Genomic DNA, 17,505 nt, shown 5'->3' with positions numbered 1-17,505 from the left:
GCGATTATCGGCAACGCATGATCTCAACTGCACCTTGGGCCAATTGACAAAAATAAGAAAATCCCAAGCAAAGTTAATTATTACCTTGATCAGTTAGGGTTTCAGACTTTATCATCCGAAAAAAACATCTTTCGGAGATAAAATGCGCTGCCTTGTGATTTGCTTCATGGTTTTATTTGCGCCAATGTGTTTGGCGGAAACCGATGCGACCGCGACAAGCTGTAGCGTGGAAAAAGCCGCCAAACTGGTTTCGCTGCAAGGCAGTTTGTATTACGACGCCGGCGCGCAAGGCCAATGGCAACCGGCACAATTGGAGCAAACTCTTTGCGAAGGCAGCAGGGTTAAAGTCGAAGCGTACAGCCGCGCATCTTTGTTACTTCCGAACGGCATCACGCTGCGTTTGGCCGAAGGCACCGTCTTGACCTTAAACGGCATCGCCCCCAGCCAGCCCACTTTAGTCGATTTGCTGAAGGGCTTTGTGCATTTCATCAGCCGCACACCCAAGCAGTTACAAATCACCACACCCATCGCCAACGCCGGCCCGGAAGGCACCGAATTTGCACTACGTGCCGATGATGCCAGCGCCGAATTGTGGGTCTACGAAGGTGCAGTGCGCTTTTTCAATACCTACGGCGACATTCACCTGAAAGCCGGCGAAGCGGGGCAAACCTTGTTGGGCCAGGCTCCGCGCGCGCAAATCGATCTTAAGCCCGCCGATGCGGTGAATTGGGCCTTGTATTACCCGCCGCTATCAACCTATGCGGAGCCGGACGCGCCGATAACCCCGGCTCTGCGTGCCGCGATTCAGAATTATCGGCAAGGCCGGATCGATTTGGCGCTAAGCGCTTTGGAGCGGACACCCCCCGCTGAACAGTCGCCAGAATTTTTGAAAATCCGTGCAGCAATTAGGCTGACAGCCGGGCAAAGCCAACTGGCGATGCAGGATATTCAAGCCCTACGCTCCGGCAACCCAAATGATGCAGAGGCTTTAGCGCTAGAGAGCATTCTGGCGTTGACCCAAAATCGCAAAACAGACGCGCTGAATCTGGCCGAACGTGCAGTAACGGCAAATCCGCAATCGGCGACCGCTTACTCAGCACTATCCTACAGCCAACAAGCCGGCTTCGAACTGGAAAAAGCCTTGGCAGCGGCGCAGCGTGCCAGCCAGTTGGCACCTAACGATGCGATGACTTGGGCACGGCTGTCCGAACTACAGTTGGCGCTGGGCTTGCGCGAAGAAAGCGCACAATCGGCGACTAAAGCCTTTATGCTCGACCCGAATCTGGAAAGAACGCAAACCGTACAGGGCTTTTCGCATTTGTTTCGCGTGGATACTGCCCAAGCCATGCGGCATTTCGAATCCGCAATCCAGCTGGACTCTGCCGCGCCTTTACCGCGCCTGGGCTTAGGCCTGGCAAAAATCCGCAGCGGCGACTTGGAAGCCGGCCGCCGCGACCTGGAAATTGCCGCAATTCTGGACCCGAACAATTCTTTGTTACGCAGCTATCTGGGCAAAGCCTATTACGAAGAAAAGCGCCCAATGCTGGCCGGCGACCAATTCGACTTGGCAAAGCAACACGACCCGAAAGACCCGACGCCGTATTTTTACGATGCATTGCTCAAACAAGCCTCCAATCGCCCAGTCGAAGCAATGCGAGACATGCAACAAGCCATAGAACTGAACGAAAACCGCGGCGTATACCGCTCGAAACTGCTGTTGGACGAAGACGCCGCCGCCCGCACCGCCAACTTGGCACGTATTTATAACGACCTGGGCTTCGGCCGAGTCGCGTTGAAGGAAGCCTGGAAGTCCTTGGGTCACGATGCCACCAATCCTTCGGCCCACCGCTTTCTGTCGGACGCATATATCGGCCAACCTCGATATCGAATTGCGAGGGCCAGTGAGTTACTACAAGCTCAACTACTACAACCAATTAATATCACCCCGGTACAGCCGCAACTTACGGCGGAAAATATCGGTATCTTAAATAATACCGGTCCGGGCACTCTGTCCGCGAATGAATATGACAGCCTGTACACCCGAAATGGCGCTCATTTAGTTGCCAATGGTGCCTACGGTAGTCGTAACACGCTGACAGATAACACGATTATCTCTGGTTTATACGATAAATTATCGCTTAGCCTAGGCCAGTTCCATTACCAAACGGACGGAATACGCATTAACGACGACTATCATCAAGATGTTTATAATGCTTTCGCTCAATATACTTTCACCCCAGATTTTAGTTTGCAATTCGAATTAAAAACCGAAGACATTGAGACTGGTGATGTCCCTTACCGTTTAAACGGATCGCACTCAACCAATCTTAGAAATGTCATCGCTCAAGATACCGCAAGAATTGGTAGCCATTACCGAATAAATAGCCAGCAAGATGTACTATTTTCATCTTTTTATACTACTAGAGAAACAACCATTAACAATCGACTTCCATTGACCAGAAACTTCGATGAATTAGATGATTTAATAGTAGACACAAAAAGCTATCAAACAGAATTACAGCACAATTTTGGCGGCGAACGTTTAAATATAACAACAGGAGCCAGCTATATAAACGCCGACAATAACAGTGTATACAGCCAATTGGCAAAAAGAATAAGATCACCTTTCAATATCGTATTTTTAAACTCAACTTCCAGCAGTTTCTCCACAGAGTATTTCAATATTTACAGTTATTTTAAATACAGGCTGCCAAACAACATAAACGCAACTTTCGGGCTGAGTTACGATAGTTATGAAGAACCAACCTCCAAAAAATATCAATTAGACCCGAAGTTCGGCATCGTATGGGACGCAACCAATAGCGTCACTCTAAGAGCAGCGGCATTTCGAACAATCAACAGACCACTTACAAATAACCAAACCATAGAACCCACTCAAGTTGCCGGATTTAATCAATTTTACGATGCTAACAATGGTGCATCGGCTTGGCAATACTCATCCGGAATTGATTTTAAACTTACCAAAGAGGTCTTTGCCGGCGGGGAAGTCAGCTGGAGAGAGAGCCATCAAGAACTGATTGATTTAACAGCGCCTGAATACCGTGCAGCATTCAGCCGCAACGAATTATCTCACTTAGCCTATGCCTACTGGGCACCAAACGATTGGATCACATTCAAAAGTGAATACCGATTCGACAAAAGCAAAAGGTCACTTTTTAATAGCTCAGCAGACTCAACCAATCCAGTGGGTGTAAGCACTCATCAAATTCCGTTATCGATTAACCTATTCCATAAAATCGGATTATTTTCTAAGCTATCGGCTACATTTGTCGATCAAAGAGTCGCAGAAATCGCCCCATCAACCACTCCCATATCAGGCGTTTCGATTATCGGTTCAAGTCAAAATTTTTGGTTATTTGACACAGCGATTGGTTATCGCTTTCCAAAGCGTTTGGGTACCATTACATTCGAAGCTAAAAACATATTTAACAGGCATTTTGCGTACCAAAGCGCTTTCGATGCGAGCGGCCCACAATTAAGCCCTTACATACCGGAGCGACAGCTATTTATACGACTGAGTTTTGTTTATTAATATGAGCCCTAACCAACCCCTAAAACCAACACAGGATAAAATCCATGATGAAACTAACCACTGCAATCTGCTTAATGACAAGTCTTTTTTTAACTTCTTGCGGAAAGACAGACCAACCCATTTTATCGCTACTCAAAAAAACCGTTGTCATCGCTGAAGGTGTTAACGCCAAAACCGACGAGTTTGTAGTTATTAACCCTCTGGATAGCAAACTACTGCCGCCTTGCGGAAAAACAACCCTCCCAACAGAGAATGAAAAAGATGTAAAAGCCCACGAAGAGGCATCAAAACGTAGTCAGAATAAAAGCTCAGACTGCCAAACCACTATCGCCAAAGTAAATGATGAAGTCTTAAATGCAATTAAAATCCAGGCCCCCATAGAAGGTGTGATCCTTAAAAACGGCAAGGAAATTCCCGCAAAATTCTTTGTTTCAGTCAAAGCTGTTTACGATGATCCCTGTACCACTATTTACGCCAACGGATATCAGTATCAACAATGCATAACGGATCAACAACTCGCTGATCTTTTAGACTAAATTAAATCATGCATAAAGGCTCCCAGGACATGCGGGAGCCTTTGTCAGAAAAATATTAACCTCAGTTGCAACAATAATCATATCTTTGAATTTTTTTATTACACTAAGGCTAATATGTTCATATGGGTTATTTTAGAAGAATAGCTGTTATTACTATTTCTGGTTTTTTAGTCAGTAATATTAGCGCCAAGCTTTTTAACTTCGAAATTTCACAAGGTCTAGACCTACTATTCCAAATTCGCGGCCCCCAAATACCACCCGACGATGTCGTCATCGTGGCGATGGATGAAACGTCAGAATCCGCTCTTGGCGTAGGCCAAGACTTGACACGCTGGCGACGCTTTCACGCCGACTTGATCCGCCAATTGCAAAAGCAGGCAGTAAGTTTTATCGTCTTCGACCTGCAATTCATTCGCCCCCAATCTTCGGAAGATCAGGAACTGGCCGCAACGATGCGTGCCGCCGACAATGTTTTAGTGGTCGAATGCGTGCAAAAATTTCGCCACGGCGCCGAGGATTTTTATGGCCGCGAGGAATGCTCAGACAGCAATAGCCGCCCGGCCATTTCCCGAGAAGGAGACACCAACATCCAGCTTCCGGAACAATTGGTCGGGATGCGCAAAGTGTCGCCGACCTCGACCATTGCCGGCGCGGTTTTGGATAGCGCGCCGTTCTATCTGATCAACGATGCCAGCAATAGTAGCGTGCGCGAAGTCTGGACTTTTTCCGACGGGCTGGCTGAATCGCCCAGCCTGCCGACACTGGTTTGGTTTTATTATTTGCAGCATTCCGGCGCAATACCCGATCAGGGTCAACCACTGTCTGCCTGGTTAACCCAACAACGCCGAGCTTGCAAAGTTGACGGCAGCGTTACATCCAGCCAGACCTCGCCTGAACTCCGAATCAACAAACTATTTTGCCAAGGCGACAGCCGCTATCTCAATTACTACGGCCCGCCGCGCACGCTCAGAATGGAATCCTACGCCGATGTTTACGAAGGCAAGGTTGAAGACTTACAAGGCAAAGTGATATTCGTCGGCCGCGCCAACCGCCAGTTTTCGCCGGGCAAATCGGACTTTTTTCCAACCCCCTATTCCGATTCGCATACCGGCAAAATGGCCGGCGTGGAGATAATGGCCACGCAATTCGCCAATTTACTGGAAGACAGTTTTATCGAGATTCCGGCGCCGGGCTGGATAATTTCCAGCGTATTTGGTTTGCTTGTCGCCTTGTTGCTATTCAGTTTTGCCGGCTGGCCCGGTATCGTCCTCAGCCTGGTGTTTGCCTCGGCTTACGCCGGCTCGGCTGTCTGGTTGTTCGCTCGGCACCACTGGTGGTTGCCAGTCGCCGGGCCCTTATTGATTCAATTGCCATTGTCATGGCTGCTCAGTTTGGCCTGGTCGCGTTACGACTTAATGTGCGAACGGGGGCGGATACTTGAATTCGTCAGCAGAGTGTTTCCGCAATGGGTCGGCATGTTGCCTGCGGCGCCGGGACAATGGACCGAAAGCGCTAACGCCGGCATCGCTAAAAGCGAAAAAGATGTTTCCGGTTTGTGTCTAGCCACCGACATCGAAGACTACACCGCCATCGCCGCCCAACATTCACCCCGGGAAATGTGGACGCTGTTGAATACCTACTACCAGGTGCTGGGGCATCCGGTAGTGTCCCACGACGGCGTCATAGCCGACGTGACCGGCGATGCGATGATGGCGGTGTGGTTCGATGCGCCGGCAACCCAGCAACGCCGATCCGCCTGCTTGGCCGCGCTGGAAATGGCCACGGCAGTGGCGTCTTTCAACCTCTCCTCCAGCCAGGAACCACTCGCCACCCGCATCGGCTTGCATGAAGGGGATCTAACGCTGGGCAGCCTGGACGCCGGCAGCTCCAGTCATTACCGGGCTATTGGCGATACAGTCAACATTGCGTCGCGGATTCAGGGAGTGAACAAGTATTTAGGTACGCGGATTCTAGCATCGCAGAGCATCGCAGCCGACTTGGAGGGCATCGTTACCCGACCGGTAGGTACGTTTCGCGTCATCGGCCGTGCGGAGCCATTGAATCTAGTGGAAGTCGTCGGGGTAAAAATCAGCGGCGATAACCCGCATAACCAAATGCACGCTTTATTTGCCGACGGCTTGGCCGCATTCCAGGAAGGCCGGTGGCCGGAGGCTACTCGCCTATTCCAAGCGGCACTCGCCCTCGACGCCGACGACGGACCCAGCCGTTTTTATCTGCAAAAAGCTTTGCACTACAGTGAAATGCCGCCTTTGGCATGGGACGGAATCGTGGTGTTGGATGGCAAATAAGCCGTAGCAGCGACATCTAAAAAATGGCGCTCCATTAGAACGATCAGATGGTCTTAGCCGCTTTCAACGGCCATGCATTGAGCCCAGTCCGGCAATTTCATTAGCCAATTCAATACTAAAGCGCGTCAAGCAACGGCTTTGCGCAGCGACACTGGCTTCAGCGCCCTTACCTGCCGCTTCGCTGCATTCGAAGCGTTTGCCAAGCACGACTTGTTCGGCTTTTTTTAACTGCCATTGCACGGAGAAGCGGTTTTGGCCGCTGGCGGTTTGATGTAACTCAAGAATATCAAAGCTGATTTGGTAATCGATAGTTTGGCGCGGTGTCCAGGGATAGCGAACCACTTGGTCTATGCCCAGTTGTTTGGCTAAAGAAAGCCGCAAAACCCGGGCAATATTGTCATCCAGACGTTCAGCCCAGCGATGTTGGTCGTCCAATTCATATTGATGCTCGCTCAGCGCAGTGACTAGCTGCGGCCTGTCCAAATACGCCGGCAAATGAATCGGGCCTAAGCCCAATACCGTATCGGCTGGTAACACGGCAGCAACAGACGGCGTGTCGGTTTCGGCGCTCAACATGTAAAACTGCATCGGCTTACTACTGCAAGCGGTCAACAGCGCTGAAAGTAGCATTGGCAAATAAATTATGTGTTTCATATTCATCCGGTTAAATCTATTAACAACCCAATCTATTTGCCGTATATCAACGACTCCGGCCGCCGCTCCAGCGACTCGGTCAAATCCTTCAGGGAACGTGCGGCATTGCGCATTTCCACCAAGGCTTGCCCGAGTTGCGCATCCGGCGCGGCCAAGGTTTCGACAGCGGTCAAAGCGTTTTGCGAGCCTTCCATCACCTTGGTAGCGGCGTTCAGACTTTGTTCGGCGGCTTTCAACACCGGCAACAATTCCTTGTTAAAGTCCTGCAAGGTGGTGCGGGTATCGCTCAAAGCGCCATTGGCGTTGCTCATCAACGGTCCGATCTGATTGTTTAACGTCGCCATCAAACGCTGAGTTTCCTGCAAGGATTTGGCTAGCGCAGCTAACGATTGCTTGGTGTCGTCGGATTGCAGCAAACTACGCATTTCGCTGAGGGTATCCGCCAAATTCTTCATCATCTCCTCGACCGGCAATTGACGCGCGCGATTGAGAATTTCATCGGCGGTATTGCGGATTTCGTCAACGGTAGTCGGCACGCTGGGCAATTCCGGCAGATTTTTGTAATCCAGCTTAATCAGATTGACCGGTTTATCGCTATAAAAATTAAGATCGACATAGAGCAAGCCGGTCAGCAAGCTCTGCGTCTCTAACCGGCCCTTCAAGCCCGCGTCTATCAGCCGTTGCGCGTCCTGCATACGCTGTTTTTTACTGTGGCCGCCGGATTGCTGTACCGACAAATCTTGCAGCAAGGCCGGATCGATTTCGATCACCACCGGCTTGAAAATCCGGCCGGTTGCAGAATCCATCACCAAGGAAATTTCGTTGACGTTACCGATCTGCACACCCTGCAATTTAACCGGTGCTCCGACATTCAAACCGTTCAAAGCCGAGTCGAAAAAAATCACGAAGCGTTTTTTGTCCTTAAAAAAGTCGCTGCCGCCAAAAATCATCACGCCCGCCGTCAGCAGGATCAACGCGCCGACCAAAAACGCGCCGATGGCGAGTGGATTGGCTTGTTTGCTCACGCCGGACTCCTCATGTGTCGATGATTGCTATTTTGCTCGGTTTGGTCGCCGCGATTTAAAAATCGAATCACGTTGGGGTGTTTGGATTCGTGCAGCAGTTTTTGCGGGGAACCACCGTCGATATTGGTACGGGTTTCCGCATCCAGAAATACCGAGTTGTTGCCAATCGCGAAAATACTGTCCAGATCGTGGGTAACCACGACGATGGTGGCCGACAAAGCACTACTCAAACTTAGAATCAAATCGTCCAGCAATTTGGCGGTAATCGGGTCCAAGCCGGCCGACGGTTCGTCGAAAAACAATATTTCCGGATCCAAGGCCATCGCCCGCGCCAGACCGGCGCGCTTTTGCATGCCGCCGCTTAATTCTGAAGGATAATAATCTTCAAATCCGGCCAAGCCGACCAGCGCCAGTTTATAGGAGACAATCTCCCGCACCTTTTTAGCTGGCAACTGGGTGGCTTCGGTAATCGGCAGCGCGACGTTTTCGGCTAAGGTCATCGAGCTGAGCAAAGCACCGCTTTGAAACAACACGCCGGTGCGTGCCAGAATTTGCTGGCGGGCTTTAGGATTGGCTTGCCAGAGGCCTTGATCGCCATAACATACATCGCCTTTTGCCGGGGACTTTAAGCCTATCATATGCCGTAACAAGGTGGTTTTGCCGCAGCCATTGCCGCCCATGATGATGAACACGTCGCCGCGATTGATCGTAAAATTAAGATCGCGCTGAATCACGAAATCGCCGTAAGTCATGGTTAGATTTTTTACTGTAATGCAGGCCTCGGCCATCGTTAAATCCCCAGCCGGTTGCAGATGATGGTCATTACCGAGTCGGCAACGACGATAAACACGATGGCCGTGACCACCGCCGAGGTGCCGGCATCGCCGACCGCCGAGGCACTGCGGCCGCATTGCATGCCGCGCATACAACCCGATAGCGCAATCAAAATCCCGAACACCGAGCACTTCACGAAGCCGATAATAAAATCCTTCATCTTCACGGCATGCGCGGTGCGGTCCAGATACTCGGTCAATGACACGTCAAAAAAATTCACCGTGACGAAGCCGCCGCCGATGATGCCCATCAAATCGGCGTAAAGACATAAAAGCGGCATGATGATGATCAAGGCCAACATGCGCGGCAACACCAGAAACGCCATCGGGTCCAGGTTCATGGTTTTTAACGCATCGATTTCGCTGTTGACGTGCATCGTGCCAATCTGGGCGGCATACGCGGCGCCGGTGCGGCCGGACATAATAATCGCGGTCATCAAACCGCCCATTTCCCGGGTCATACCCAAACTAACCAGGTTAGCAATGTAAATTTGCGCACCGAACAAAGACAACTGCACCGCACCGACGAAGGCCAGAATCAACCCCACCAACAAGCTGATCAAGGTGACGATAGGCAACGCCGACGGCCCGCACTCTTGAATATACAGCCATAAATCCTGGCGGCGAAAGTGGGCTTGTCCGCGCAGCGTGGCGAAGGTGCTGATCATCATTTCCCCGACAAAAATCAACATCTCCTTGCCATGCTGAATGGCTTTGCCGGTGCTGACCGCCAAAGCCTGCGACCACGACCTCTGGGTTTGCTCGCGGTGTGCATCGACGCGCTCCGGCACGGCGGCAACCAGAGCCAGCAAGCCTTGAATCGATGCCGGCAAGCTGGTCTTATCCACAGCCACCTGTTTTTGCTCGGCGTAATCAATTAGCTTAATTAATTCAGTCACCAACATGCTGTCCCAACGGCCAAGCGCCGCCGTAGACACGACAATTTTTTCGATAACCTGGGTTTCAATCTGCGCGAGTATGGGTTCCAAAGCGGGTAATTGCGCATCCAGCACCCAGTCTCCGGACAGCGAGATTTGCAAAGTCTTTGCCTGGCGAATCGCGCTGATGGCGCAGCTTGGAGCACTATTGATGGCTGGCGGTAGGAATTTTGACGTTTTCATCCCTGTTGATACTGATAAAACTTAGCCACAAGTATGCGCAGAACACCGACGCATGGCAATAGCCGACTGAGAAGTATTTTTCCTAAAAATTGCCGGGAGCAACTGCTCTGACTGAATAGCCCTGCATCTTCAAAATCGGCATGTCGGCAGCAAAAAGCTTATCAGTAACTATCAAGTTTTCGCCAATTCGCGAATTTCCCAGTCGGCCTTGATTTGCAAAATTTGCGGTTGAATATCCAGAAAACAGGTCACCATCGCCGGATCGAAATGCTGCCCGGCGCCTTCGCGGATAGTCGCGACCGCCTTATCGACCGGCCATGCTTCTTTATAAGGCCGGCGCATGGTCAGCGCGTCGAACACGTCGGCCACCCCGACGATACGCACCGATTCGGGAATATTGAGGTTAGCCAGCCCATTCGGGTAGCCGGTGCCGTCCCATTTTTCGTGATGCGACAAGGCTACTTCGGCCGCCAGTTTAAAAATCGGTGCATCGCTTTTCGACAGAATATCGTAACCAATCTGGCAATGCCGGCGCATGATGCGCCATTCGTCTTCATCCAGCGCACCCGGTTTACTCAGTACCGCATCGGGCACGCCGATTTTGCCGGTATCATGCATCGTCGCGGCAAACTCCAGCAATTCGGCATCGGCACACGTCCAACCGACGTTTAAGGCCAAGGCTTTAGCATAAGCGGCCATCCGCCAAATATGTACCCCTGTATCGTTGTCGTTATAGTGGCCGGCTTCGCCCAACATATAGATGGCGTCGCGGTGGCTTTTTTCCAACTGCGTCGCTCTTACCAATGATAAATGGGTTTTTACTCGCGCCCGCACCAGACTGGGTACAACAGGCTTACTCAAGTAATCCACACAACCCACCGCAAACCCTTGCTCTTCATCGCCCAAGTCGGATAAAGCCGTGACGAATATGACCGGGATGGTTTCGGTGACCGGATCGGCTTTCAAAGCCCGACAAACTTGGTAGCCGTTCATATCCGGCATCTGAATATCTAGCAAAATTAAACTCGGCCGGTGTTTGGCAACCGCCAGCAGGGTTTCCTCACCGTTACGCGCAAACACCAAACGATAGGTAGGCTCCAGAATTTCACGGAGTATCGCCAAATTCGCGGGTTCGTCATCCACGATCAAAATCGGATTATTAGGCATGGGTATCTTACTGTTTTGGTATATCGAGCTGGCTTATTAACGCCAGAACTAAGCTTTCAGCTTGCCGAAAATTATAGTCGCGAATTTGTGTCGCGAGCGGCGCCAATAACTCGGCATCCACCAAGCCCGCCAATTTCAGCAATAGGCGCTCGGCATGACCGGGGTTATCTTCATCCAGCGCCGTTAATAATTCACTTAACAAGGGTTTGATACCATCGGGCGCCTCGCGTTGAGCACTATGTTCAAGCGGTGACAGGGTGTTTGCGCTTAAGTTACCGATGCTGATGATCACCACGTCAAGCGCCTGTTGCAGCGCTGCGGCGGCCGCAGCCAACGGCTGACTGTGATGCAAGGCCGTTTCCAGTTCGACGCTGCGTTTGGCTACCTCGGTCAGAGCCAAACCGTAAGCCGCGCCTTTTAACTTGTGCGTCAGGGTGGCAAGCTCGGCAAGTTGACCTTGCTCGGCCGCGACACTAATGTCCCGTCCGGCTGTGCGATACTGCTCGACAAAGCGTGCCAGATAGGCCTGGTAAAGATCGCGCTTATGCCACATTTTAAGGCCGGCGTTAACATCGATTCCCGGCCACTCGTCTGGGTCTGGAGTTGTCGGCACAATGAGTGGGGCGGATTGGCCGCGGGGAATCAACCCGTCATCCAGATCGCCGGATGCCAGCCCCGTCACTCCGAGCGGCGAATTGTTTCCTGTCCAACGCCTGATCAAAGCCAGCATTTGCGGTACGTTAAAGGGCTTGGCGATAAAATCGTTCATACCGGCTTCCAGCGCTGCTTCCTGCAAGTTTTTAAAGGCGCCGGCCGTGAGTGCCAGGATGGGTAAATCAGACCACGCCGGATTTTTGCGTATCCGCCGAGTGGCGGCATAACCGTCCATGCGCGGCATTTGCACATCCATCAATACCAAATCCACAGCACCAGGGTTTTTAAACAACCAATCCACCGCGTCTTGGCCGTCGCAGGCCAAGCTGACTTGCGCGCCCTCCGACTCCAAAATGCGCCTCGCCACTTCGCGGTTGATGTCGCTATCGTCCACCACCAGTATTCGCAGACCTTGCATACGTGTGCCTGCCGAATTGGACGATTTATCCGGCAAAACTGGCAGCGGCGGGGGTTTCGACAATACCGCCGCGACGGCGTTATACAATGCGGAAGGGGTTACCGGTTTGCTCAATATCCCCTCGACATGCTTCATATCGGCATCAACCGCCAGCAGTTCCCGGGAATAAGATGAGCTGATCATCAAGATAATGGCTATACGCGGCTGATCTGGGTTAACCGCCGCCAATGAAGCGCGGATAGCTTCGGCTATACTCGTACCGTCGACATCCGCCATGGGCCAATCCAGCAACAGCACGTCATAAGGCTCGGCGCGTTCCAAACTGGCGAGCAGTTCGACGATTGCCGCCTCACCCGAGTCGACGGCGTTGGCATGCCAATCAAGACTTCGCGCCGAGGTATTGACGGCTTCGCGCGTAGTCTCACAATCATCGACCACCAGCAATTTCAAATGGTGCAAATGCGGGAGAGACTGCGCCGGATTGCAGTCAAGATGCCACTGCAACCGCAGGACAAACCAAAATTCGCTGCCTTGGCCGGCTACACTGTTTACCCGCAACTCGCCCCCCATCAAATTCACCAGCTGGCGACAAATTGCCAAGCCAAGGCCCGAGCCGCCAAAGCGGCGGCTGATTGTATTATCTGCCTGGGTAAAGGCGGCAAACACATCGTCCAATTGCGGTTCGGAAATACCGATACCGGTATCGCTGACGGCAAAGCGCACCGCCACCGTATCGCCGCTTTGCCAATCATCGACAGTCACGCGCAACACGACTTCGCCGCGTTCGGTAAATTTAATCGCATTGCCGAGTAAATTAATCAAGACTTGTTGAATGCGCAGGCCATCGCCGACCAGAGCATCGACACCGGCCGGCGGGATAATGATCAATTCCAGATTTTTGTGGTCGGCTGCCGCCGCCATCAAGGCCGCAAGGTGATCGAACATATCGCTGAGCCGGAACGGCAGGTTTTCGATCTCCAGGCGTCCGGCCTCGATTTTGGAAAAATCCAGAATATCGTTAATAATCGCCAATAAAGAACGCCCGGCATCACGAATTTTCCTTACCAAACTGCGTTCTTCTTCGTTCAGCGCGTGTTGTTCCAGCAAATAACAAAAGCCCAGCACCGCATTCATCGGCGTGCGGATTTCGTGGCTCATATTTGCCACAAAACTGCTTTTTACCTGCGTCAAATGCTCTGCGCGTTGCAAGGCTTGGTTGAGCTGTTCCGTGCGTTGTTCGACCAGGTTCTGCAAATGATCCCGATATTGCAGCAATTCCATTTCCTGTTTTTTCCGCACGCTGATGTCCTGTACCGTGGCCACCCGATACATCACCTTTTGCTCGGCATTTTTGACGCTGACCAAATCTACCGCCACGTCAAACTTAGAACCATCCTGGCGCCGATAAACCGATTCGTAACGTATTTTGCCGAATTGGTCGGCTTCATGTAGACGCTGTGCGGCCGATTCGACGTATTCCGGCGCGTACAGGGACAGAATGAGTTGGCCTTCAAACTGATCGGCGTTGTCGTAACCCAGCATCTCGGCAAACGCCGGATTGCAGGTTACCAGGCGGCCGGTCTCGGGGTTGCCTATGGCTATGCCGTGCCCGCAATAGCGGAAAGCATCGATCCAACGCTGTTTTTCCGCGGCCGCGAGCTTGGCTTCGGTGATGTCTTGCACGGTCCCAATCAAGCGCCAGGGTTGACCATCGGCCGTGGTTTCCAGTTTGGCTTTGGACAACAGCCAACGCTGCTGTCCTTGCGGGGTACAAATACGGTATTCCAAACCGTTACCGCTGTTACCCGCCAAACAGTCCTGATGCCAGGCGCGTCTGGCGGCACGGTCATCGGGATGCACCGTATCCAACAACTGCTCCATGGATAAGGCTTGATCGGTTTCGGGTGATAGGCCAAATACCCGAAAGGTTTCTTCGCTCCACATCGCTTGGCCGCCAGGCAGGTAGCGAACCCAAGAACCAATATGAGCCACGGCCTGAGAATCTGCCAGCAGCCGTTCTTTTTCTATCAGGCTTTGCTCGATTTGCCGGCGTTCGGTGATGTCTAAGACAATACCTCGATAGAGTAGAGGCCGACCTTTCTCATCCAACTCTGGTTGACCACGCGACATCAGCCAACGCTCCAGGCCGTCGACTAGTGCGGCAAGCCGCCATTCCACGTTCAACTCGATATTTTGCTGTACTGCTTGGTGAATTGCCGCTTGCGCGATGGCGCGATCATCCGGATGCACAGTGGACAGCCAGACGTCGTAGCTTGCTTGGCAAGCAAACGGCTCCAAGCCATACAGGCGCCACAAACCTTCATCCCATTGATTTTCGTTGGTCTGTAAATTCCACTCCCAGATACCGGCGTTGGCAGCGCGAAGTGCTTGGTTCAAACGCCGGTGGTTAACCTCCGATTCCAAACTGGCAATGCGCTGCAACTCGGCTTTGGAGCGGCGCAATTGTTCGAAAGCCAGATTAAACGACAGCCCCATCAAGGCAAAAATCGCCGTGGAATAGTAATAGCGCACGTCCGCAATGTTAAAACTTCCCTCAGGCGGGATAAAAAAATAGATACCCATTGAAACGGCCATTGCGGTAGCAAGCAGGCCGCTAAGCACTCCTCCCAAGTAGGCACTTAAAAATACCGCCGGGTAGAACAATATCCAGGTCAGGGGCGACAGCGCCGACCATAGCGACCATTGCAGTAAACCTGCGGCCATTGGTATCGCCACAGACACTATCGAAGTCAAGTGGATGGGAATTCGTTGGAAGCGGATCTGCAGAAAACGCTCAGCACGCCGATTTCGCTGCTGGTTAACCCTGAGCGGGTCGAAGAATTTAATCAGCGTGTCCTTAATCACCGCGATAAACCCTGCAACATTCAGCCGTTGCGCAACGCATAAAAATGCAAAAGCTATCCATGCAAAACAATGCCGGTCGCCACTTTATTACCGATGCCGCGGCAATTCAGGTGCGTAGCTGCCAGTCTAAAAACAACTAACGAACGTACTGAATCGGAGACAGTCGCAGCGTCAGACCTGGTGTATTGCCAACGCTGCTCGGCAAGTATCAACCGGCACGTTTTGTCATCCGCTATGAAAATGTTGCGCAAACCGAAAAACATATGCCCCCCGTGCTTTAGGTAGCCCTCTAAAACGCTAGCTTACCAGATGAGTTTATTGCGGCAAATATCGAGGGGCTCGAGTATCTATAGACAGCGGATAATATGTAAAGTGGCGTTTTAGACGGCGCAGAACAAACAGATTTCGCACGCTATAAAAAAGCCCCTGAGTAGGGGCTTTTTGCTTGTTCTAAGGTAAGTCTCAGAACGGAATATCGTCGTCGAAATCGTCATAGGAAGCCGGCGCAGCTTGTGGGCCTGAAGGTCCGGAAGAGCGATTGTCATAGCTACTGGCCGGCGGAGTATTATTGTCCGAGTAGCTGGCAGTGCCGCCGCTTTTACTGTCCAGCATGTGCATATTGTCGGCAACAATTTCGGTGGTGTACCTATCTTGACCGTCCTGGCCTTGCCATTTTTGCGTACGGATACGGCCTTCGACATAACATTGGCTACCTTTTTTCAGATATTCGCCGGCGATTTTCGCCAAACCACTGAAAAACACTACCCGATGCCATTCGGTTTCTTGCTTGCGCTCACCGGTTTGCCTATCTTTCCAGCGTCTATCGGTGGCCAACCGTATCGTGGTAATAGCATCGCCGCTCGGCATATAGCGCACTTCCGGATCGGCGCCGAGGCGGCCGATCAGCATAACTTTATTCAGCATGGTGTTCTCCGTGTAAAAATTGCGAGTAACAGCAGCTTACTGCCACTGCTTCAAAAAAATACCTAATTGATTTTTATCGAGCTGCTGGTTATCGACTTTCAGATACGCGGCATTTTCTTCAAAATGCAGCCGTACCTCTTCAATGCCGTTAATCGCCAACAAAGCTTTGGAAAATTCCGCTCCGCGTTCGGGTTTGATCGCCTGCAATGGCAACAGCAAATTGGCCCAGTAGCGCGGCGGCGACATGAACAGCGCGATGACTATCCAGCTGGCGGCGATGCCGGCCGAAAACATAAACACCGCCGCGGCGCCGAATTCGCCGTACAACCAGCCACCAGCGCCACCGCCTAAAAACGCGCCGAGGAATTGGGCGCTGGAATAGATGCCCATGGCCGTGCCTTTTAAATCACCGGGCGCGGTTTTGGAAATCAATGACGGCAAGGTGGCTTCCAACAGATTGAAACCGCAGAAGAATATCCACAAGCAAGCGATCAATCCGATCAACTCACCGTGCAGCAACACAAAGCCGATGTTGGCAATCACCAAGGTGGCAATCGCGCCGATAAACACTTTCTTCATTTGCCGCTTCTTCTCGGCGATGATCACGAAGGGGATAATCATCGCCATCGATGTCACCAACACCGGTAGATATACCAGCCAATGGCTGCCGCCTTGCAGGCCGGCATCGCGCATCAGTAGCGGCACCACCACGAAACTGGCCATCAAAATCAAATGCAGCGCAAAAATGCCGTAGTTCAAGCGCAACAGATCGGCATTCTTGATGACCGAACCCAGCTCCGAAGGAATGTACTCGGCATCGCGGTGGGTGGTAATTTTTTCCGGGCTAGGCACGACGAACAGAATCACCAGAATCGCCAGCGCCGCCAATACCGCAATCATCCAGAAGATGCCGGCAATGCCGAAATGATGGGCAATGATAGGTCCCAGGGTGATAGCCACCCCGAACGACACGCCGATGCTGGCACCTATGGTCGCCATGGCTTTGGTACGATGCACTTCCTGAGTCAAATCGGCCAGCAAGGCCATAACCGCTGCGGAAATCGCCCCGCAACCTTGCAGCGCGCGGCCGATCAGCACGCCGTAAATATCGGTTGCCAGCGCCGCCCAGACGCTGCCGGCCACGAATAGAATCAGTCCGATCACAATCACGGTCTTACGGCTGAACCGGTCCGACAACAAACCGAACGGTATTTGCAGGATGGCCTGCGTCAGGCCATAGATACCCATCGTCAAACCTACCAGCTTGGGCGTCGACCCGGGCATTTGTTCGGTAAACAGCGACAACACCGGCAGCAGCATAAACAAACCCAGCATTCTGAGCGCATAGATACTGGCCAGCGATACGGTAGCCCGCTTCTCCATGGCCGTCATCGGACTGGTAATATCCTGAACCTGTGTCAAACCAAACTCCCCTTTGCCTTGCGT

The 17,505-nt window shown here is 52.0% G+C and carries 11 protein-coding genes; 3 read left to right on the top strand and 8 right to left on the bottom strand.

Translation table 11 applies throughout. The features are described from left to right. Positions 1 to 142: 142 nt before the first annotated feature. From QLH52_RS04775 to QLH52_RS04765, 3 genes are all read left to right on the top strand, one after another. On the top strand, positions 143 to 3,553 hold the full coding sequence (locus QLH52_RS04775; RefSeq protein WP_319960738.1) for a TonB-dependent receptor domain-containing protein: 3,411 nt from the start codon (positions 143 to 145) through the stop codon (positions 3,551 to 3,553). Positions 3,554 to 3,597: 44 nt separating this feature from the next. Beyond that, positions 3,598 to 4,089, top strand: coding sequence for a hypothetical protein (locus QLH52_RS04770; protein WP_319960737.1), 492 nt, complete (start codon positions 3,598 to 3,600; stop codon positions 4,087 to 4,089). 122 nt (positions 4,090 to 4,211) lie between these two features. Beyond that, entirely contained in the window at positions 4,212 to 6,398 is a 2,187-nt protein-coding gene (locus QLH52_RS04765; protein WP_319960736.1) for an adenylate/guanylate cyclase domain-containing protein, read from the top strand. A 63-nt stretch (positions 6,399 to 6,461) separates the two neighbouring features. Here QLH52_RS04765 and QLH52_RS04760 read toward each other — a convergent pair whose 3' ends face one another. The 8 genes from QLH52_RS04760 to QLH52_RS04725 form a co-directional block, all read right to left on the bottom strand. Continuing rightward, positions 6,462 to 7,052, bottom strand: coding sequence for a PqiC family protein (locus QLH52_RS04760; protein ID WP_319960735.1), 591 nt, complete (start codon positions 7,050 to 7,052; stop codon positions 6,462 to 6,464). Positions 7,053 to 7,084: 32 nt separating this feature from the next. Then, on the bottom strand, positions 7,085 to 8,077 hold the full coding sequence (locus QLH52_RS04755) for an MlaD family protein (protein WP_101053303.1): 993 nt from the start codon (positions 8,075 to 8,077) through the stop codon (positions 7,085 to 7,087). Continuing rightward, positions 8,074 to 8,865, bottom strand: a complete 792-nt coding sequence (locus QLH52_RS04750; protein ID WP_033158798.1) for an ABC transporter ATP-binding protein — start codon at positions 8,863 to 8,865, stop codon at positions 8,074 to 8,076. The genes QLH52_RS04755 and QLH52_RS04750 overlap by 4 nt, the downstream gene beginning before the upstream one ends. Positions 8,866 to 8,867: 2 nt before the next feature. Beyond that, complete coding sequence (locus QLH52_RS04745) at positions 8,868 to 10,031, bottom strand: MlaE family ABC transporter permease (RefSeq protein ID WP_319960734.1); 1,164 nt, start codon at positions 10,029 to 10,031, stop codon at positions 8,868 to 8,870. A gap of 171 nt (positions 10,032 to 10,202) precedes the next feature. Then, the gene (locus QLH52_RS04740) at positions 10,203 to 11,198 is read right to left on the bottom strand and encodes a response regulator (protein ID WP_319960733.1); all 996 of its coding nucleotides are present in this window, start codon (positions 11,196 to 11,198) and stop codon (positions 10,203 to 10,205) included. A 7-nt stretch (positions 11,199 to 11,205) separates the two neighbouring features. Continuing rightward, on the bottom strand, positions 11,206 to 15,006 hold the full coding sequence (locus tag QLH52_RS04735; protein WP_319960844.1) for a response regulator: 3,801 nt from the start codon (positions 15,004 to 15,006) through the stop codon (positions 11,206 to 11,208). A 591-nt stretch (positions 15,007 to 15,597) separates the two neighbouring features. After that, positions 15,598 to 16,059 carry a single-stranded DNA-binding protein gene (locus QLH52_RS04730; RefSeq protein WP_033158801.1) on the bottom strand — a complete coding sequence of 154 codons (462 nt, stop codon included), beginning with the start codon at positions 16,057 to 16,059 and terminating at the stop codon, positions 15,598 to 15,600. A gap of 36 nt (positions 16,060 to 16,095) precedes the next feature. Continuing rightward, positions 16,096 to 17,481 (bottom strand): MFS transporter, encoded by a 1,386-nt coding sequence (locus QLH52_RS04725; RefSeq protein ID WP_240348300.1) that lies wholly within the window; start codon positions 17,479 to 17,481, stop codon positions 16,096 to 16,098. Positions 17,482 to 17,505: the final 24 nt, after the last annotated feature.

This window comes from Methylomonas defluvii, assembly GCF_033949435.1.
Taxonomy (GTDB): Bacteria; Pseudomonadota; Gammaproteobacteria; order Methylococcales; family Methylomonadaceae; genus Methylomonas; species Methylomonas defluvii.
Note: the sequence above shows the minus strand (reverse complement) of the source record. Positions and strands in the feature narration are given on the sequence as shown.